The following is a 19,570-nucleotide window of genomic DNA, read 5'->3' as shown; positions in this document are numbered from 1 at the left end:
CATGATCTCCACCTCACGCAGCTTGCCGATGATCTCCTCCGGCTTGTGCTTCTTCGCTGGCATTCGTCGTCCCTTCCTTGATCCAGACTGTCATAGTCGATGGACCACTCAGAAGGGGGCAGCTCAAGCAGTTTCTCGTCGTCGATACCGTCGGGCACCTTGATATGCGTGGTGTCCGCAAACGGCACCCGCAGATATTCGGCCTGTCCACCCGGATAGCCGCCGGTCAGATGGGTATAGCCGAACAACCCGGCCGTGCGGTGCCCGAATGCCTTGTCGCCCAGTTCGCCCTTGCGATTGGTCCGCTGACAGACCGAGAAATTACCGCGCCGGCATTGCTCGCACTCGCCGCACTGGATGGTGAAGGGAATGACGACGCGGCCCCCCTTCTTCAGCTTGCCTTTCGACCCGCTGCCGACCTCGACGACCTCCCCCATCGTCTCATGACCCATGATGTCGCCGGGCAGCATCGCGGGAACGAGATTGTGAAAAAGGTGGAGGTCCGATCCGCAAATCGCGCAACTCGTCACCTTGATGATAGCGTCGCGTGGATCTTCGATCGAAGGATCGGACACCGTGTCGTATCGGATGTCCTCCTTGCCGTGCCAGACTAGGGCTTTCATGCCGGTCTCCTTGATGAGGCAAGGCGAACTAAGCCCTTAAGGAAGAAACAGAATATGCGGGTGATCCCTTAGGGATACTCCGCAGACCCGGTGGCCGAACTGCTCCGGTGACCCAGCAGGGAGAACGGGGCTCTGAACAGGCAAGCTTCGAGACCCACTGCCTCGAGGCGCTTCGCGAACAATGGGTGGATAGCGAACTGGCGCGTTGGTCAGGCGTCGACGCTGAGATCCCGATCCGGTCGAGCGCAGCAAGCCAGAATATACCCCTCCGCAATCTCGTCGTCGAGGATGCCGCCATTGTGCTCCATGCGCACTTGACCCGAGTGCTTCATGATCTTGCAGGTGCCGCACAGGCCCGATTCACAGGCGGCCGGGATACGGACGCCGGCGTGGCGCGCGGTTTCGAGCACGGTCCGGCCGGGTTCGCAGGTCGCGCTGACGCCGGAGGTGGCGAAGGTGATCGTCACCGCCGCATCGGAGGTGCCCTCGGCCAAGGGCACCTGCTCGCTCGGTGCGTTTGCCGGCGCCTCGCCGAAGCTTTCTTGATGATAGCGGGCCATGTCGGCCGCCGCGTCACGGACGATGCCGCCGACCAGCGTCATGAACGCATCCGGCCCGCAACAAAAGATTTCGCGCGTCGCGAGGTCGGGGACGAGCGCCGTGAGGCGCGCGGGGTCGAGGCGACCGCGATGGCCACTCCATGTTTCGCCGGCCGGCTTTTCGCGGACGATCATCGCCAGCGACAGGTTCGGCATCTGCCGGTCGAGCAGTTCGAGTTCGCGGCGGAAGATGATGTCCTCCGGCCGTCGTGCGACCGTCACGAAGGCGACATCGCTGCCCGGCGCACAATCGGCCATCCAGCGCAGCATCGACATCATCGGCGTCACACCCGACCCGGCCGATACGAACAGATAGCGCGCCGCGGGATGCGCGACATGGGTGAACTGCCCGGTCGGGCCATAGGCACGGATGCGTGCGCCGGGGCGGAGATGTTCGAACATCCACCGCGTTCCGATGCTGCCGGCCTGCGCCTTCACCGTCACCGCGATCGATAAAGGGCGGGAGGGCGAGGAAGACAGCGTGTAGGTCCGCAGCAGCGGGCCACCCTCCGCCGGCAATTCCAGCGTCACGAACTGGCCGGGACGATAGCGGAACCAGCGATCTCGCTCCGAACGGAAGGTGAAGGTCTTCACCCCCGGCGCCTCGTCGACGATGCCGATGACTTCCAGATGGTGCAGGCGGTCGTTCCAGGGCGCCATCTGGTCGAGGTGGAGATAACCGGCCGTCATTCCGCGCTCCGATTGCGAGGGATCACGCGACCCGCCGGATGGGCTCACGGCCCGCGCCGTCCAGCCGGGACTCGATCGTGCGCGTGTACCAGTCGACGAACTGGATCACCCCACCCTCGTGCAGTTGCGAATAGGGTCCGGGTTCGTAGGCGGGAGACCGGATGCCGAGCGCATTCTCTTCAACGATACGGCGGTCCTGATCGTTGGTCTGCGTCCAAACGTGCGTCAGCGTGTCGAGATCGTAATCGACGCCCTCGACCGCATCCTTGTGGACCAGCCACTTCGTCGTCACCGCGGTCTCGTTCGGGCTGATCGGCATCACGCGGAACGTCACCGCGTGATCGATCAGGACATGGTTCCAGGTCGTCGGATAGTTGAACAGCATCAGCGCGCCGATCCGCTGCGCGTCGACCGCATCGGACAGGCCGCGCGCGACCGCACGCCGGCCGTTCATCGTATAGCTTTCCGCGTCGCGCAGCAGCGGCGCGCGGATCGCGCGGAACTGCCCGCTGTCGTGCATCCGGAACTGCGCCGGCAGTCCCGCCGCCTCGCACCGTGCCCAATGCTCCGCCATCTCCGGATCCTCCCCGCCGCCGGCGACACCGGTCACGTTCGGCGATTCCGAATAGGTCTTGCACAATTCGGGATGGCTACCGGCGCAATGATAGCACTCGCGGTTATTTTCCCACACGAGCTTCCAGTTGCCCTTCTCGATGATCGTCGACTGGAAGGCGATCTTCGCATCGGTGAGGTTATGCGGTGCGAAATAGGGGCGCATCAGATCGTCGAACGGCGCGAAGGCCGGCGGCTCGTCGGCCAAACAAACGAAGATGTAGCCCGCGACGCTCTCGCACGCGACCGGCTTCAGCGAATGCTGGGTCGGATCGAACCCCTCCCCCATCTGCCGCGCGAAGGCGAGCGAGCCGTCGAGATTATAGGTCCATTGGTGATAGGGACAGACCAGCTTGGCGACGACGCCGCGATCCGCACTGCACACCCGGCTGCCGCGATGGCGGCAGCTATTGTGGAAGGCGCGGATGGTGCCGTCGCGATCGCGCAGCACGACGATCGGATAGGCCCCGACCTGTAGCGTGAAATAGCTGCCGGGCTTCAGCAGTTCGCAGTCGTGGCCGGCGAACAGCCAGTCGCGATACCAGATCAGGTCCAGATCGACGTCGAAGAACGCCTGATCGACGTAAAAGGGCTGGGGCAAGGAATAACCGTCCTTTCGATGACGGATCAGGTTCAGCATCTCGCTACGGACGTTCATTTCCTATCCTTCCCCAATGCAGCCGCCGCCCCGCCGGACACTCACCCGGCGGAAATTACATCTGTTCCTCTCGCACCGCTATTCTGCGCACATCCACCCGTGCCGATGACCATGGAGGCTATTCAGAGACGGTCGGGCGTCAATAGGACGATTGCGTCATCCCCGACCGCGGATCGCGACACACCCGCCGCCGCATCGGCCGTCCCACCCGCCATTGGCCATGTCACCTCGACCTCGACGTGATCCAGGATGCCGTGGATCGGTACGCTCGGCTTGCGCAGCGTGATGCGGGCCTGCACGACGCTGGCGAACCGCTCGCACAGGCCGCGTGCGATCTCCAGCGCCAGCGCCTCGATCAGCAGCCGTCGCCGGCCGCGAACCACGCGCTCGATCTCGGCGAACATCTCGCCATAATCGACCGTCCCGACGATCGCCCGACCATCGCGCGCCATCGTCGCATCGACCTGCACTTCCGCATCGATATGGAAGCGCTGACCAAGTGTTCCCTCTTCGTCGAACACCCCATGATGCGCGAAGAAGGAACAGTTCTTCAGACGGATGACATAGCGCACGATGCGGGACCGGCGACCGATCAGCTCTTCGGCTTGCGGTTTTCGGGGTCGTAGAGCGGTCGGTAGCCGACTGACGCGACCTCGACCGGATATCGCTCTCCGAAATATTCGACTTCGAGCCTTCGGCCCTCCTGACACAACGCCCAGGGCAGATAGGCCAGCGCGATATTCTTGCCGATCGACGGACCATAGGCGATCGAGGTGGTGTAGGAGCGCCGCCCCAGTTCGTCGACCGGCACTTCGCCCGTCTCCGGGTCGATCACTGGCAGGATACCGACCGGATACCGCCTCACCCCCTTCGCATCGACATTGTCGGTCATCACCAGCGTACACAGCTTCGCCGGCTGATGTTCGCGCGCGCGATGTTCGAGATGCTTGGCCTTGCCGCGGAAGTCCGCCTCCTTGGCCTTGGGCCGCGCCAGATCGGCCTCCAGCAGATTGTAGTGCGTCAGCAGATCGGCGTTCTGCAGACGCAGGCTCTTCTCCATACGGCGGGAATTGGCGTAGGTTTCGATGCCGACGGCGATCACCCCAGTCGAGCGCAGCGCGTCCCACACCGCCAGCCCGTCCGCATAGGCCATGTGCAGTTCCCAGCCCTGTTCGCCGACATAGGAGATGCGAAACGCCATCACGTCCTTGCCCGCGATGCGGACGGTGCGGATCGCGGCGAAGGGAAAGTTCTCGTGCGACAGCGCGTCCGGGTCCTCGACGACCTTCTGCAGGTTCGTGCGCGCGTTCGGGCCCCAGATGCCGATGGTGACATACTGCTCGGTCACGTCCGTAACGGTAACGTCCAGCCCGCGATCCTGCGCGACGCGGCGCATGTAATGCACGTCGCGCGGCCCCGCATCGGCGCCGTTCACCAGCCGACAGCGATCGGCAAGGCGGAAGACGGTGAAGTCGGCCCGCACATTGCCCTCGTCGTCGAGGAAGTGGGTGTAGATGCCCTTGCCGAACTGCGCATCGCCGCCGACCTTCGCGGCGCACAGCCACTCCATCAGCGCGACATGATCCGGCCCGGTGATGTCGGTGATGTGGAAGTGCGACAGATTGATGAGCCCGCAATCAGCGCTGAGTTCGAGTTGTTCGGCGTTCGACACCCGCCAGAAATGGCGATTGTCCCACTCATTCTCGCGCATCGGCACTTGATCGGCGTATTTTTCCAGCAGATGCTCATTCGCAGCATAGCCGTGGGCGCGTTCCCAGCCGCCAAGTTCCATGAAATAGCCGCCCAGTTCCTTCTCCCGCTCCCAGAAGGGCGAGCGGCGGATGCCGCGCCCCCCCGCGAACGGCTCGCGCGGATGGACCGGCGGACTGTAGATCTTGGCGGCGGTCTCCAGGCAGCGCGCCTCAATGAAGTCCGCTTCGAGCTGGAACGGGTTGAAGCGCGCATAATCGATGCTGGCATGGTCGATCGCGGTGCGCCCGTCGGTCATCCAGTCGGCGACCAGCTTGCCCATGCCCGGGCCGTCCTTCACCCAGATGCCGACCGCATACCACAGCCCGCGGACCTTCTGGCTCTCGCCGATCGACGGGCCGCCATCGGTGGTCGTCTGGAGCAGGCCGTTGAACGAATGGCTTTCGTTATAGCCCAGCTCGCCCAGGATCGGCGTCAGTTCGATCGCGCGTTCGAGCGGTTCGAGCACCTGTTCCATCTCCAGATCGCGCTGCGACGGCGACAGTCGCGCGAATTCCTTTTCCAGAAGGTCGCGCGGATGGACGAGGCGCGGCGCGTGCTCCTCGTAATAGCCCCATTCGATCTGGCCGCCCTCGGTCGTCCTGGGGTCGCCGGTATCGCGCATATAGGCGGAATTGCCCTGATCGCGGAGCAACGGATAACCGATGTCCTTCCCCGTCCCCTCGAATTCGATGTACGGCCCGAAGAAGGTCAGCGGATGGTCGACCGGGAAGACCGGCAGATCCTCGCCCGCCATTTCGGCGATCAACCGTCCCCACAGGCCGGTACAGACGACGACATAGTCGGCCATGATCGTACCGCGCGTCGTCACCACGCCCTTGATCCGCCCGTCGTCGATGATGAGCGATTCGGCCTGGTTGTTGGCGAAGACGGTCAGCGCACCGGCGTCGACCGCCTGATCGATCAGCTTGCCCGCCACCGTCTGCGACCGCGGCACGACCAGCCCCGCATCGGGGTCCCACAGGCCGCCTTGGATGAGGCTTTCCTCGATCAGGGGAAACTTCGCCTTAATCGTCGCGGGGTCGACCAGTTCTGCGCGGGTGCCGAATGCCTTGCCTGAGGCAACCTTGCGTCGGATCTCGTCCATCCGCTGATCGTCGCCGACCCGCGCGACCTCCAGCCCGCCGATCCGTGAATAGTGACCCATCTTCTCGAAAAAATCCATCGAGTAGAGCGTCGTCCACGTCGTCAGATAATCGTGGCTGGTCGCGTAGCAGAAGTCGGAGGCGTGCGCGGTCGAGCCGATGTCGGTCGGCACGCCGGACTTGTCGATACCGACGATATCGGTCCAGCCGCGCTCGACCAGATGATGCACGATCGACGCGCCAACGATACCGCCGACGCCGACGATCACGACACGGGCCTTTTCGGGAAGCGCAGCCATCTTCAATCCTTTGCGTCAGAGATAGGGGCCAGGAGCAGCGCGACGGCGCGCGCGGTCACGGTGCGAACACCACCGTGCGGTGGCGGTTCAGCATCACCCGTCCTTCGAGATGATATTTGACCGCGCGCGCCAGCACCCGCGATTCGATATCGCGTCCGGCCGCGACGAAATCTTCGCTGGTCAGGCTGTGGCTGACCCGTTCGGTTTCCTGTTCGATGATCGGCCCCTCGTCGAGGTCGGGCGTGACATAATGCGCGGTCGCGCCGATCAGCTTCACGCCACGCTCGTGCGCCTGATGATAGGGCTTGGCGCCCTTAAAGCTCGGCAGGAACGAGTGGTGGATGTTGATGACGCGGCCATACAGCCGTTCGGACAGGTCGTTGGACAAGACCTGCATGTACCGCGCCAGCACCACCAGTTCGGCACCGGTCTCCTCGACCAGATTGAGCAGCTTCGCCTCCTGCTCCGCCTTGTTCTCCTTCGTCACCGGCCAATGGTGGAAGGGGATGCCGTCGATCTCCGCAGCGGCGCGCGCCACGTCGTGGTTGGACACGATCGCCACCACGTCGGCGTTCAGCCAGCGCACCTTGATCTGATAGAGAAGGTGATGCATCGCATGGTCGAATTTTGACACCATCACGATGATCTTCGGCCGCTGCGCCATGTCGGTGACCGACAGGTCGAGGCCGAACTGCGCCTTGGCAGGCTGGAGCGCGTGTTCGATCGCTTCGCGGGTGATGTCTGGCGCGACTGTCACGGCGATACGCAGGAAGAAATGATCGGCCTGGCGATCCCAGAACTGGTTCGATTCGAGGATATTGGCGCCCAACCCTGCCAGCGCGGTGGTGACGGCGGCGACGATGCCGGGCTGGTCCGGGCAACCGAGCCGGATGACGTAGGACTTCTCGTTCATGGACGGGCCTCGTTCGGGAATTGCGTTCGATCGGTTCAGAGTTGCCGCGCGAGTTCGGGAACCAGTTCGAACAGGTCGCCGACCAGACCATAGTCGGCGACCTGGAAGATCGGCGCGTCCGCATCCTTGTTGATCGCGACGATGATCCTGGCGTCCTTCATTCCGGCCAGATGCTGGATCGCGCCGGAAATGCCGCAGGCGATATACAGGTCGGGCGCCACGACCTTGCCGGTCTGCCCCACCTGCCAGTCGTTCGGCGCATAGCCGGCATCGACCGCGGCGCGCGATGCGCCGACCGCCGCGCCCATCCGGTCGGCGAGCGGCAGGATCGTCTCGCGGAACTTCTCCGCCGAACCGAGCGCCCGCCCGCCGGAGACGACGATGCGTGCCGCGCCCAGATCGGGCCGGTCCGTCGCGGCGAATCGGTTCTCGACGAAGCGAGACAGGCCGGGATCGCCGGCGTCGGTCACCGTTACGATCTCCACCGCCGTCTCGCCTGACGCCGTTGGCGCGAAGGCGGCGGTGCGGACGGTCACGACCTTCACCGCATCGCCCGACCTGACCGTCTGCACGGCATTGCCCGCATAGATGGGACGCTTGAACGTGTCGGGCGCGACGACCTCGACGATCTCGGACACCTGCATGACGTCGAGCAGCGCAGCGACCCGCGGCAGAACGTTCTTGCCCGTGCTGGTCGCCGGCGCGACGATCGCGGCATAGTCCGCCGCCAGCGCGACGAGCAACGCGGCGGTTGGCTCGGCCAGCCGCTGCTCCAAGGCGGGCGCCTCCGCCAGCAGCACGCGGCGCACGCCGGCGAGTTGCGCCGCCGTCGCCGCGACGCCCTGCGCCCCCTGCCCTGCCACGAGAATGTCGACCGCATCGCCCATTTGCGATGCCGCGGTCAGCGCCCGCGCGGTGAGTTCGGAAAGAGCGATATTGTCGTGCTCGGCGAGCAGCAGGATGGTCATGTCTGGTCTCCCGATCGCGATTACAGGATGCCGGCTTCGGCCTTGAGCTTGTCGACCAGCTCGGCGGCCGACGCGACGCGGACGCCCGGCCCGCGCAGCTTCGGCTCCTCGGTCGCCAGCACCGTCAGGCGCAGCGCGACGTCGATCCCGAAGTCGCCCACCGGCACCTCCTCCAGCGGCTTCTTCTTCGCCTTCATGATATTGGGCAGCGTCGCATAGCGCGGCTCGTTGAGGCGCAGGTCGACCGAGACGACCGCCGGCAACGCCACGTCGATCACCTGCAGCCCGCCGTCCACCTCGCGGGTCACGGTCGCGCGGTCTCCAGCGATCGCGATCCGTGAGGCGAAGGTCGCCTGCGACCAGCCGAGGAGCGCCGACAGCATCTGGCCGGTCTGGTTGGAGTCGTCGTCGATCGCCTGCTTGCCGAGCAACACCAGTCCGGGCTGTTCCCGGCCCACCACCGCCGTCAGCAGCTTCGCCACCGCCAGCGGTTCCGGCATGACCTCCGCGCGGATCAGGATCGCGCGATCGGCACCGACCGCCAGCGCGGTGCGCAGCACGTCCTGCGCCTGAACCGGCCCGATCGACACGACGACGATCTCCGTCGCGACGCCAGCCTCTTTCAACCGCACCGCTTCTTCGACCGCGATCTCGTCGAACGGATTGATCGACATCTTCACATTGGCAAGGTCGACGCCCGATCCGTCGCCTTTGACGCGAATCTTGACGTTATGATCGACGACGCGTTTGACCGGCACCAGAACTTTCATGCTGCTGCTCCCCGCCACGATTATATCGTGGACGTGCAATAATTGCCTTGAACATCAGTAGGTTTGCGACAGGCATTACAGGGCCGGAAAGGATAATTGCGTCAGAACGCCACAAACTCTACGACATGTGACGGAAATTGGTCGAGATGACGGAGGCGCGATTGAACATGGCGACATCGGCACTGGACGCCGCGCAGCGCCGTCGCGCTGCAGGACTTCGTTTGTCGGTGGGTTTCATCCTTGCCCGCAAGTTCACGTTGTGCGCCTTCGCCAATTTCGTCGACGTGCTGCGCCTCGCCGCAGACGAGGGCGACCGCAGTCGCCACATCGCCTGCGACTGGAAGGTCATTTCGGACACGAGCGCCCGGATCCCGTCCAGTTCGGGGATCAGCATCCAGCCCGACGAACAGCTCGGCGATCCCAGCCGGTTCGACTATATCGTCGTGGTCGGCGGTCTGATCGACGAAATCGAGGGGTTCGCCTCGGAATATACCGCCTATCTTCGCAAGGCCGCGGCGCTCGGCATTCCGCTGGTGGGCGTCTGCACCGGCGCCTTCCTGCTGCACGGCGCGGGACTGCTCGACGGGTATAGATGCTGCGTCAGCTGGTTTCACCACCGTGATTTCCTCGAACAATTCGACGGCCTGGACCCTGTTTCCGACCGCATCTTCATCGTCGACCGCGATCGGCTCACCTGTTCGGGCGGTGCGAGTTCGGCGCATCTCGCCGCTTATCTGGTCGACCGGCATGTAGGTCGAGCGCAGGCGAGCAAGAGCCTGCACATCATGATCATCGACGAGGCGCTGGGCGGCGAGAAGGCGCAGCCGGGCGCGATGCTGAACTATCGCACCGACGATCCGATCGTATTGCGTGCGTTGATGATCACGCAGCAAAATATCGAGATGCCGCTGTCCGTCGCCGACATCGCGGAGCGCATGGGGAAAAGCAAAAGGCAGCTCGAACGCCGGTTCAAGACCGCGCTGGGGGTGTCGCCGCAGGTCGCGTTCATGGACGTGCGCCTGTCGCTGGCGCATCACATGCTGCAGACCACCGACAAGTCGATTACGACGATCGCGGTCGAATGCGGCTTCTGCGATTCCTCGCATATGAGCCGCATGTTCCGCCGCCGCTTCGGCCGGTCGCCGCTGGAGGCACGTGCCTCGCTGTCCGGCGCATGCCGCGCTCCAACGGGCGACGTGGCGATGATCGCTCAGCCGGGCGCGGCCTGACCCAGCCCGGACGGGTCGGGCGGCATAATCCCCAGCGCCCGTTTCAACGGGTCGAGCCAAGGCTCGAACGGCCGCCACTGCGCCATGCCCGTGCGATAGATGGGCTGGCGGACCTGTTCCGAACTGGCGGTTCGGACCGACCGCCGGGTCTTGTGAAAGTCGAGGCACGCCGGCTCGAACGCCAGGTCGCAATGGTCGAGGATACGTCGGACCTGCCCCTCCAGATCGTCGATCATGTCCTCATATTGCACGCGCAGCACCTTGCCCGGCAGCGCCGCGTCCCAATGCGCCATCAACCGCTCATAGCCGCGATAATAGCGACCGACCTCTTCGAGGCCGTAGGTGAACTCCTGCCCTTCGGCGAACAGCTGCTTGAAGCCGGAGAAGCAGCAATCCATCGGATCGCGGCGCGCATCGATGATCCGGGCGTTGGGCAGGATCAGGTGGATCAGCCCGATGTGTCGGAAGTTGTTCGGCATCTTGTCGGTGAAATGCGGTCGCCCAGTCCGATGGACCATCGTCTCTTCCAGAAATTCCCGCCCGAACCGCGCGAAGTCGTCGCGCGGCTGCCCGGCCAGGCAGTCGGGGTAGATCTCCTGCTCATCGGCACGGCGTCGGCCGTTCAGCCGATGCGCCAGCGCCATGATGTTGGGCAGTTCCAGTGTCCCCTCGACCCGGCTGTGCGACGCGAGGATCTGTTCGACCAGCGTCGATCCCGCACGCGGCAGGCCGACGATGAAGATCGGTGCGTCGCTGGGGTCGCCCGATCCCGCCAGCCGTGCGATCAGCTCGGGCGTGAAGACGCGGATCTGCGCCGCCATCTCCCGGTCCATCGCATCGGCGTCATAGCGCGACTGTTCGCGACGCAACCGGTTACCCGCATCGTAATGCGCGAAGGCGGCGGCGTGGTCGCGCCGGTCCTCATGCGCCTTGCCCAGCGCGAAATGGAGGTGCGCGCGATCGTCGATCGAGGTGCCGGGCGCCTCGGCGGCGGCAGCCATGGCGTCCATCTCGGCATCGGTGAAGCGATAGGTCTTCAGGTTGGCGAGGCTCCAATAGGCATCGCCAAAATCGGGCTGCGCGCCATAGGCCGCGCGATAGGCGGCGACCGCCTCGTCCTGCCGCCCGATCGTCTTCAGCGCATGGCCGCGCGCCAGATGCGTCCCCGCCGCCGCCGCGCCCGTCGCGACCAGACGGTCGTAGATCGCCAGCGCCTCGTCATAGCGGCCGATCGCCGCGCTTTCGTTCGCGAGCGCGTTCTGGAACAGCGGGTTGTCGGGATCGATCGCATGCAGCCGCTCGGCCTGCGCATGAGCGGCGGCGAATTTCTGGCGCTTGTGCAGCACCCCGACATAATCGAGCCGCGCAAGCGCATAGTCGGGTTCGAACTCAAGCGCGCTTTCGAGCAAATATTCGGCGTCGTCATAGACGTGCAGCCGCGTGCCGATATCGGCGAGCAGCCGCATCGCCTCGACATCGGTCGGATGCGCGCGCAGATAGCGGCGACACAATTCCTCGGCGGGTTGCAGCCGCTCTTCGTAGATCATGCTGGCGACCGCTAGCAGTTCCTTCGGCAAGGCGCCGAGATAGGAAACCTCCGCGCGGGCGCGCTCCGCCTCGCGCGGATCATCGGAATGGAGCGCGACCAGCGCGCGCCAACTGGCGATCAGCGTCGGATTGCCGGCAACGGCACGGCCATAGGCCTCGCGCGCGCCGTCCGGGCGGTCGAGCGCGACCAGTACGTGCCCGCGCTCCTGCTCCGCGCGGGCATAGTCGGGATGCGCGGCCGTCAGCCGCTCCAGCGTGGCGAGCGCGTCATCCAGCTTGCCCTGATAGCGCTGCGCGACCGCCATGACGTACAACAGGTTGCGATCGTCGGGCACGGCGGTCAGTCCGTTCCGGGCCAGCGCCTCCGCCTCGGCCAGGCGCCCGGCCTGCAGCGCTTCCTTCGCATGATCCGCCGACATCGCGTCCATTCGATCTCTATGGAAATTGGCGGTCCCGGCATCCTTGCCTATGCCGGGGACCGCCGCCACGCTTACATGTCCACCGTCACCTTCAACCCGATGGTTCGCGGCCGGTTGGTCGTGATCCGCGGAATCTGGTCCTGGTTGTTGTAGAATAGTTGCGCGCGCGTATCGGTCAGGTTCTCGCCATAGATTTCGAAGCGATATTTGCCGATAACGAAGCCGCCGCTGGCGTCGAACGTGCTGTACCCATCCTGCCGGACCCGCAGCGCCGAGGCGAGCGAGCTGTAGCTGTGCGCGGCCAGCTGCGTCCCGGCTTGGGCAAACCAGCTTCGGTCCCCCTCCAGCAGGCCGTCATAACGCAGGCGGAGGTTGCCCTGAACCTTCGGCGTCAACGGCAACTGGCTGCCGACCGGGGCCAGCTCGATCACGGTCGACTGCGTACCGGTCAGCTTCGCGTCATTAAACGACACCGCACTGAACAGCGTCAGCGGCGGCGCGAGCTTGACCGTCAGATCGCCTTCGAAGCCGTTGATGCGTGCATTCGCCGCATTGTCGATGAAGGTCAGGTTGGACACGTTGACCGTATCGAGGCGCGACACCTGGATATTGCTCCAGTCGACCCGATAGAAGCTGCCGTTGAAGCGCACCTTGCGATCGAACAGGTCCGTCTTGAACCCAATTTCGTAGTTCTTGACGCTATCGGACACATAGTTGATTGGCACCGTCGGATAGGCCGGGTTGAACGATGGCGCACCGCCGCCACGGTTGAACCCGCCCGGGCGGAACCCTTCGGAATAGGTGGCGTAGAACAACAACTGTCCGGTCGGCTTGAAGGTCAGCGTCGCCTTGGGAACGAAGCCCTTCTCCTTCAGCTTGGGGCGGTTGTAGATGCGGCCACCAGCACCGGGAACCGTGGAATCGGTGCCGAGGTTGGCGAAGTTCGACGATCCGTAGAACTCTGTCGTCTGCCAATAGTAACGACCGCCCCCGCTCAGGATGAGCGTCTTGGGGATGATGTCGAACGCCGCCTCGCCAAAGATCGCCTTCTGCTCGCCGATGCGCGTGATATCGTTGAAGAAGGCCACACCGGCCGGGCGGGTGCTGGGATCGATGTTCCGCGCGGCCGCGATCGGGGCGTTGAGCGCGAAGCCGAGCTGCGGCGTCACAACATAGACATAGTCGTCCAGCGCCTCGAGCTTCGTGCGGTCGTAGAACACACCGGCCGTCAGGCGAACCCGCAGGTCCTGCGGCGTCGAAAGCCGCGCCTCCTGCGTGAAGCGCCGGATGCGCTGGTTGCCGTTATAGCCCTTGACCGGATTGAGACAGCGGCGCGGCGTCGTGTAGGTGCAGGTGTAATAGGCCGCGAACGCGCCGGTATTGGTATAGCCGGTATAGTCGACCGCCTGTGCGATCTTCCGATCCAGATACGCGCCGGTATAGACGAGATCGAGGCCCTTCAGCCGGCCATTGACCGTCCAGGCGGTCTGGCTGAACTTGTCCTTCAGGAAATCGGGGAAGAAACGCGTCACCTCGAGGTCGCCGACCTTGGGATCATAGTCGAACACGCCATCCGTCTCGAGATTCTGCCGTGCGTGCGTCACCAGAATGTCGAGACCGGGCGCCACGTCATATTTCGCGCTGAGCCGAAAACCGCGATAACTCGCGTCGTTGAAGTTCTTTTCGACGAGGCTGCTGTTGTTCGCCGTTTCATATGTCGTGCCCGGTGCCGACGGCAGGGCGGGGTTGACGGCCGGGCTGGGGGTATAGGTCCCGGCGACGTTGTCGATATAGCCGCCCTTGTTCGCCGAATAGAACACGCCGCGCACGGCCAACCGGTCCGTGAGGGGAACGTTGACGAAGCCCTCCACCGCATTGCTCATGTCCCCGCTCTTGGTGAACTCGGCCGTGCCGGTCACGCTGGCGCTGAACACGCCCATCTCGGGCTTGTTCGTGATTAGCCGCACCGTGCCGGCCATCGAACTGGCACCGAACAGCGAACCTTGCGGTCCGGGCAGCACCTCGATCCGCGCCATGTCGGTCACATAAACGTCGAGGTTCCGGCCCGGTGACGTCACGGGCTGCTCGTCAAGATACATTGCGACGTTCGGTTCGGAGCCCTGCGGGCCCGACAGCAGCACCGTGACCGCGTCGGTGGCCTGGCCGCGGATATACACGTCGTTCTGGCCGGGGCCGCGCCCGCCGGAGCGGACGCTCGGCAGATATTTCACATAATCGTCGAAGCTGGCGATGTTCAGGTTGTTCAGCGCCTTTGTATCGAGCGCCTGCACCGACACCGGTACACGCTGGATGCTTTCGTTGCGCTTGGTCGCGGTCACGACGATTTCTTCGATGCCGTTCTGCGATCCCGCCGTGGCGGCGGCGGTCTGCTTCCCGCCCTCATCGCCTGTGGACGCAGCGGGCGTTGCCGCCGCGCCCTCCACCGCCAGCGCGGCGGAGCCGTCCGCGGCGACCTGCGCCCATGCCGGCTGCCCGCCCAGCACGACCATCGTCAATGCAGATGTCGCGTAGAGGCTACGCATACACGATAGATTACGATCCCTCTTCATTCCCGCCTCCCACAATGAAACCAGACGGCCAGGCTACCTGGCCATCCCATTTTTCCTCCGGCGCGATTATTTGTTGTTATCTTTATCGGTGTTACGCTCGGCCCGAACATTGACGGTGCCGTTACATCAACCAGCTGATGGGCTGGCTATACTTGACGATACTGCCACCTGCCCCTTCCGGCGCCGCTCACTGCTGCCGGACGTCCGGCGCATGATCGGGCGCTCGCGACACCAACAAGGCGTCGGGCGATCGCGACAAGGCGAGGTGACGTTCGAACTGCGCGAGCACGTCGGCGATCACCTGATCCCGGCAAAGCCCCAGAACATCATATCCTTCGCCGCCACAGGCGAAGAAGGTTCGCGCCTCGAACCGGTCCTCCATCGCGACCGCATCCGCCGCCGACAGCGTCGCACGGGGACGGGCCGTTACCCGCACGCCGTACACGAAGCAGCGTCGGCCGGGGGTCGGGGACTCCAGCCAGACATGATCCTCGTCCCGGCGAATGCTGGCCGGTCGGCCATGATCGCTCAGTTCGTCCGCGACGGCCTGCAGCGCGGGCAAGGCGGTGTCGGCAACGAAGCCGCGTACTTCCTCGGCGGTCGGCGTATGCAGCGCGAAGCCCAGCCGCGCCTGCCACGACAGGCCCGCCGCCGGCCGGGCGTAATCCGCCACGGCGCGACCGCCCAGTGCATATTGCGCGACGTCGGCTCGCATCCCGCGGAACAGACCGTAGACCAGCGTCAGCATCACGATCGCGAAGGGCAGCGCGGCGATGATCGTCGCCGCCTTCAACGCAGCGAGGCCCCCGGCCAACAGCAGAATGATCGTGACCAGCGCCTCGAGCACGCACCAGAACAGCCGTTGGGCGGACGTCGTCACCGTCTTTCCGCCCGACGCGATGATGTCCATCACCAGCGATCCGGAACTTTGCGAGGAGATGAAGAAGATGCCGATCATGAACACGGCAAGCGCGGTGGTGGCGCTGGAAAAGGGCAGATAGTCGAAGAATTTGAACAACGCGATCGAGACATTGTCGCGGACCGCCGCCGACAGCGCGCCATTGGCGACGCCGTGGTCGAAATATAGCGCCGTGTTGCCGAACACCGTCATCCACACGAAGGTGAAGATCGTCGGCAGCAACAGCACCGCGAGGATGAACTCCCGCACCGTCCGCCCGCGCGAGATGCGCGCGATGAACATGCCGACGAACGGCGCCCACGACATCCACCATGCCCAGTAGAACAGCGTCCAGGCGTTGATCCAGGCATTGGGCGCATAGGCATAGACGTTGAAGGTGCGGGGCACGAATGTCGTGAGATACAGGCCGATATTCTGGACCAGATCGCGCATCAGCACGATCGTCGGTCCGGCGACCAGCACGAACAGCATCAGCCCGATGGCGAGCAGGATGTTAAGCTCGCTGAGCCGCTTGATCCCCCTGCCCAACCCCGACAGCACCGACAGCGTCGCGATCGTCGAGATGACGACGATCAGCAGCACCTGCACCCCGACGTTCATCGGCACGCCGACCAGATAATTCAGCCCGCCATTGACCTGCTGCACGCCGAGACCGAGCGACGTCGCAAGGCCGAAGACGGTGCAGCAGATCGCGAAGATGTCGACCGCGTCGCCGATCCGGCCGTGGATACGCTGCTTCAGGATCGGGTACAGGCCCGACCGGATCGTCAGCGGCAGATTGTAGCGATAGCCAAAATAGCCGAGCGACAGGCCCACCACCGAATAGATCGACCACGCATGGATGCCCCAGTGGAAGAAGGTGATGCTCATCGCATCCTGCTGCGCCGCGATGGAGCGCGGCATGGCATCAGGCGGCAGCACGTCGTGCATGATCGGCTCGGCGACGCCATAATACATCAACCCGATGCCCTTTCCTGCGGCGAACAGCATCGCGACCCAGGAGGCGAAGCGGAAATCGGGGACGCAATCGTCGGGACCGAGTTTCAGGTCGCCGAACCGGCTGAAGGCAAGGATCGTTACCGACAGGAGGAAGACGCCGACGGCGAGCAAATAGAACCAGCCGAGCTCGGCAAGGATGCTCGCCTCTACCCTCTACAGGATCGCCTCGGCCTGGTGCGGCAGCAACGCGCCCACGCCCAGCAGGACCGCGATGACGCCAACCGAACCGTAGAATACCGGTGGATTGATGACGAACCTGTTCACCGCGAACCGTTCCCCCTTCTCTGTCGTGTGCCTTCTCGCCCGTTGCGCTCGGAAGCGCGTTATTCCCCTGCTGGTGATTTTTTGTTGCCCGGCTCTGATCGTTCGTCAGGCACTCGGCTTGTCATGAAGAAGAGCATGGCATCTGTCGCTCGGACCATCAGGACTGCGACATAAGGCCGTCACGAATGCGTCACCGCGAAGATATTTCGGGCCCAGAACGAACGTCTGGATTAAATTGACACGGTCCTAAACAATACCAGTTTAAATCGATTGTAACGCTGGGGCATCGGCGTCGCAGGCAATAGTCGGTCAGGGCAGTGCGACGATCCGCACGGTGTGCCCACGCCCCTCCAGCCACGCAACCAAAGCGGCGAAGGACAATGCAACCGTCGCGCTGTTGCGCAGCGGATGCACCGCGATCCGCTCGCTTCGCTCGAACGCGGCATCGAACACCAGCGACACCGCGCCTGGCGCGGTGTTGGCAATGGCCAGCGGCGTGACCGCACCGGGCGTCACCCCCAGCACCGCCGCCATCTCCTCCGCCTTGCCGAACGAGAATTTGCCCGCGCCCAGCAGTTCCGCATAGGCCTTCAGATCGGCGCGGCGGTCGCTCGGCAGGACGATCAGCCAAAGCTTGCGGTACTTGTCCTTCAGGAACAGGTTCTTGGTATGCGCTGCCGGTAGCGCGGCGTGGATCGCGGCGCTTTCGTCGACGGTAAAGACCGGCGGATGCTCCAGTTTCTCGACAGCGATCCCGGCCATGTCGAGTTCGGCATAAAGTTCGTCTTCGGTCATAATCCGCCCTTCAACATTCCGGAAAGCTGACGGCGAGCCCGCCCTGCGACGTTTCCTTGTACTTGGCGTGCATGTCGGTGCCGGTGCGCATCATCGTCTCGATCACTTGATCGAGCGAGACGATATGCGTCCCGTCGCCGCGCAGCGCCAGCGAGGCGGCGTTGATCGCCTTCACCGCGCCGAATGCGTTCCGCTCGATGCAGGGCACCTGCACCAGCCCGGCGACCGGATCGCAGGTCATGCCGAAATGATGTTCCATCGCGATCTCGGCGGCATTTTCCACCTGCGGATCGGTCGCCCCCATCGCGGCGGCGAGACCGGCCGCGGCCATTGCACTGGCGGTGCCGACCTCGCCCTGGCATCCGACCTCCGCGCCGGAGATGGAGGCGTTGAGCTTGGTCAGCACCCCGATCGCACTGGCGGTCAGCAGGAAGTCGTGCATCCCCGCCCGGTCCGCGCCCGGCCAGAAATCGCGGTAATAGCGCAGCACCGCTGGGATGACGCCCGCCGCGCCATTGGTCGGGGCGGTAACGACGCGCCCGCCCGCTGCATTCTCCTCATTCACCGCGATCGCGAACAGGCTGACATGGTCCATGATAGAGTGCGGCGCCTGCCGGTTGCGGAACCGGTCGCCGTCCAGCTTCTGCCGCAGCGCGCGGGCGCGGCGCGGTACCTTCAGCCGGCCGGGCAATATTCCGTCGGCCTGCATGCCCCGGTCGATGCAAGTCATCATCACCTCGATCACGCAGTCTAGATACGCTTCCAGCTCTGCAGCCGACGTACGCGACAGTTCGTTCGCGCGCATCACTTCGGCGATGGTCAGGCCATGACAGCGGCAGATCGCCAGCAACTCGGCGGCGCGGCGAAAGGGAAAGGGCGGGTGCGCCTCGTCCTCGGTCAACGCCGTGTCGCCGACCATATCCTCCGGCACGATGAACCCGCCGCCGATCGAGCACCAGCGTTCGCTGAACGCGACGTCGCCATCGGGGCCGAACGCCGACAATCGCAAGGTATTGGGATGGACCGGCGTCGCGCCGACGCGGTCGAACATGATATCGGCGTCGGGATCGAAGTCGATGGTGCGCGCGGCGACCACCAGCCGCCGCTCGCTGCGCGCCTGTCCGACGATCCCGTCGATCTGCTCGGGCGCGATCGTATCGGGCAGGAACCCGGCCAGTCCCAGCATCACCGCCTTGTCGGTCGCGTGGCCCGCCCCGGTCCATGCCAGCGACCCCAGCAGATCGACCCGGACCCGCGCAAAGGCAATGCCGTGCAGGTTGCGCGCAAAGCTGTACGCGGCCTTCATTGGCCCGACCGTATGCGACGAGGACGGTCCGATGCCGACGCGGAACAGGTCGCGGACGCCCAGCATCGCGCTTACGCCTCTGTCTCCGCGACGCGCAGCAGCCCCTCGACATAGCGTGCGAACGACCGCCACACCTCGATATGAAAGCGGTCCGGCGCGCGCCGCCACAGGACGATCTCCGCCTTGTCGTACATCGTCCGGGTACACATCCCGATGGGAAATGCGGCAAGCGACAGGTCGAGCGCGCAGCCGCTCGCCAGCAGCGTCTCGGCGGTCACCGCGCCGTCGACGATCTCCAACGCGACCTGCCGGTGGCTGACATCGACCAGCGAGCACAGGACGTCGCCCAATTGGGTCCGGAGCGTCGCCACCCAGCTATCGGGGGCGTTAGCGGACAACAGCAACCATTCGTCGGGTCCCAGCCACAGCGCGCTGAGGCCGGCATCGACGACCGAGCGACAGGCTTCGCGCGGCAGCACAATACCCAGCCGATCGGACACGCTATCGACCATTGCGGCCCGGCAGCGAAGCACG

14 protein-coding genes and 1 pseudogene are annotated in these 19,570 nt (G+C 64.6%); 1 reads left to right on the top strand and 14 read right to left on the bottom strand.

Annotation, left to right across the window (positions count from 1 at the left end; genetic code table 11):
* Window positions 1-119: 119 nt before the first annotated feature.
* The 8 genes and pseudogenes from MF607_RS04850 to MF607_RS04815 form a co-directional block, all read right to left on the bottom strand.
* A pseudogene (locus tag MF607_RS04850) lies at window positions 120-623 on the bottom strand (alcohol dehydrogenase catalytic domain-containing protein); the annotation flags it as partial.
* 209 nt (window positions 624-832) lie between these two features.
* Complete coding sequence (locus tag MF607_RS04845; protein WP_242116432.1) at window positions 833-1,912, bottom strand: FAD-binding oxidoreductase; 1,080 nt, start codon at window positions 1,910-1,912, stop codon at window positions 833-835.
* 22 nt (window positions 1,913-1,934) lie between these two features.
* Window positions 1,935-3,182 (bottom strand): aromatic ring-hydroxylating oxygenase subunit alpha, encoded by a 1,248-nt coding sequence (locus tag MF607_RS04840; protein WP_242116431.1) that lies wholly within the window; start codon window positions 3,180-3,182, stop codon window positions 1,935-1,937.
* 122 nt (window positions 3,183-3,304) lie between these two features.
* Window positions 3,305-3,754: a dihydroneopterin aldolase gene (gene folB, locus MF607_RS04835; RefSeq protein ID WP_242116430.1), complete on the bottom strand. Its 450-nt coding sequence runs from the start codon at window positions 3,752-3,754 to the stop codon at window positions 3,305-3,307.
* 20 nt (window positions 3,755-3,774) lie between these two features.
* A complete protein-coding gene (locus MF607_RS04830) occupies window positions 3,775-6,336 on the bottom strand; it encodes a GcvT family protein (RefSeq protein WP_242116429.1) in 2,562 nt (853 codons plus the stop codon).
* 55 nt (window positions 6,337-6,391) lie between these two features.
* Window positions 6,392-7,249, bottom strand: a complete 858-nt coding sequence (purU, locus tag MF607_RS04825; RefSeq protein WP_242116428.1) for a formyltetrahydrofolate deformylase — start codon at window positions 7,247-7,249, stop codon at window positions 6,392-6,394.
* 35 nt (window positions 7,250-7,284) lie between these two features.
* Entirely contained in the window at window positions 7,285-8,217 is a 933-nt protein-coding gene (locus tag MF607_RS04820; protein WP_242116427.1) for an electron transfer flavoprotein subunit alpha/FixB family protein, read from the bottom strand.
* 20 nt (window positions 8,218-8,237) lie between these two features.
* A complete protein-coding gene (locus MF607_RS04815) occupies window positions 8,238-8,987 on the bottom strand; it encodes an electron transfer flavoprotein subunit beta/FixA family protein (RefSeq protein WP_242116426.1) in 750 nt (249 codons plus the stop codon).
* Window positions 8,988-9,133: 146 nt separating this feature from the next.
* Here MF607_RS04815 and MF607_RS04810 point away from each other — a divergent pair, with 146 nt between their 5' ends.
* Entirely contained in the window at window positions 9,134-10,216 is a 1,083-nt protein-coding gene (locus tag MF607_RS04810; protein WP_242116454.1) for a GlxA family transcriptional regulator, read from the top strand.
* Here the strand turns inward: MF607_RS04810 and MF607_RS04805 are convergent.
* The 6 genes from MF607_RS04805 to MF607_RS04780 form a co-directional block, all read right to left on the bottom strand.
* Window positions 10,198-12,192 carry a tetratricopeptide repeat-containing sulfotransferase family protein gene (locus tag MF607_RS04805; protein ID WP_242116425.1) on the bottom strand — a complete coding sequence of 665 codons (1,995 nt, stop codon included), beginning with the start codon at window positions 12,190-12,192 and terminating at the stop codon, window positions 10,198-10,200. The genes MF607_RS04810 and MF607_RS04805 overlap by 19 nt on opposite strands.
* 62 nt (window positions 12,193-12,254) lie before the next feature.
* On the bottom strand, window positions 12,255-14,726 hold the full coding sequence (locus tag MF607_RS04800; protein WP_242116424.1) for a TonB-dependent receptor: 2,472 nt from the start codon (window positions 14,724-14,726) through the stop codon (window positions 12,255-12,257).
* Between the two features lie 214 nt (window positions 14,727-14,940).
* Window positions 14,941-16,809, bottom strand: coding sequence for a BCCT family transporter (locus MF607_RS04795; protein WP_347340859.1), 1,869 nt, complete (start codon window positions 16,807-16,809; stop codon window positions 14,941-14,943).
* 435 nt (window positions 16,810-17,244) lie between these two features.
* Window positions 17,245-17,730 carry a prolyl-tRNA synthetase associated domain-containing protein gene (locus tag MF607_RS04790; protein WP_242116422.1) on the bottom strand — a complete coding sequence of 162 codons (486 nt, stop codon included), beginning with the start codon at window positions 17,728-17,730 and terminating at the stop codon, window positions 17,245-17,247.
* 10 nt (window positions 17,731-17,740) lie between these two features.
* Window positions 17,741-19,102, bottom strand: a complete 1,362-nt coding sequence (locus MF607_RS04785; protein ID WP_242116421.1) for an L-serine ammonia-lyase — start codon at window positions 19,100-19,102, stop codon at window positions 17,741-17,743.
* 5 nt (window positions 19,103-19,107) lie between these two features.
* Window positions 19,108-19,548: a sarcosine oxidase subunit gamma gene (locus MF607_RS04780; RefSeq protein ID WP_242116420.1), complete on the bottom strand. Its 441-nt coding sequence runs from the start codon at window positions 19,546-19,548 to the stop codon at window positions 19,108-19,110.
* Window positions 19,549-19,570: the final 22 nt, after the last annotated feature.

The sequence above is a fragment of the Sphingomonas lacusdianchii genome (assembly GCF_022664395.1).
Classification (GTDB): Bacteria; Pseudomonadota; Alphaproteobacteria; order Sphingomonadales; family Sphingomonadaceae; genus Sphingomonas; species Sphingomonas lacusdianchii.
This window is presented reverse-complemented; position numbering and strand designations above follow the sequence as displayed.

What these genes read in the sequence shown, in the direction of transcription:
- MF607_RS04830 (WP_242116429.1), bottom strand. Translation starts at nt 6,336, where the DNA reads ATGGCTGCGCTTCCCGAAAAGGCCCGTGTCGTGATCGTCGGCGTCGGC.
- MF607_RS04805 (WP_242116425.1), bottom strand. Translation starts at nt 12,192, where the DNA reads ATGGACGCGATGTCGGCGGATCATGCGAAGGAAGCGCTGCAGGCCGGG.
- MF607_RS04800 (WP_242116424.1), bottom strand. Translation starts at nt 14,726, where the DNA reads ATGCGTAGCCTCTACGCGACATCTGCATTGACGATGGTCGTGCTGGGC.
- MF607_RS04815 (WP_242116426.1), bottom strand. Translation starts at nt 8,987, where the DNA reads ATGAAAGTTCTGGTGCCGGTCAAACGCGTCGTCGATCATAACGTCAAG.
- MF607_RS04785 (WP_242116421.1), bottom strand. Translation starts at nt 19,102, where the DNA reads ATGCTGGGCGTCCGCGACCTGTTCCGCGTCGGCATCGGACCGTCCTCG.
- MF607_RS04840 (WP_242116431.1), bottom strand. Translation starts at nt 3,182, where the DNA reads ATGAACGTCCGTAGCGAGATGCTGAACCTGATCCGTCATCGAAAGGAC.
- MF607_RS04790 (WP_242116422.1), bottom strand. Translation starts at nt 17,730, where the DNA reads ATGACCGAAGACGAACTTTATGCCGAACTCGACATGGCCGGGATCGCT.
- MF607_RS04820 (WP_242116427.1), bottom strand. Translation starts at nt 8,217, where the DNA reads ATGACCATCCTGCTGCTCGCCGAGCACGACAATATCGCTCTTTCCGAA.
- MF607_RS04780 (WP_242116420.1), bottom strand. Translation starts at nt 19,548, where the DNA reads ATGGTCGATAGCGTGTCCGATCGGCTGGGTATTGTGCTGCCGCGCGAA.
- MF607_RS04845 (WP_242116432.1), bottom strand. Translation starts at nt 1,912, where the DNA reads ATGACGGCCGGTTATCTCCACCTCGACCAGATGGCGCCCTGGAACGAC.
- MF607_RS04810 (WP_242116454.1), top strand. Translation starts at nt 9,134, where the DNA reads ATGACGGAGGCGCGATTGAACATGGCGACATCGGCACTGGACGCCGCG.
- purU (WP_242116428.1), bottom strand. Translation starts at nt 7,249, where the DNA reads ATGAACGAGAAGTCCTACGTCATCCGGCTCGGTTGCCCGGACCAGCCC.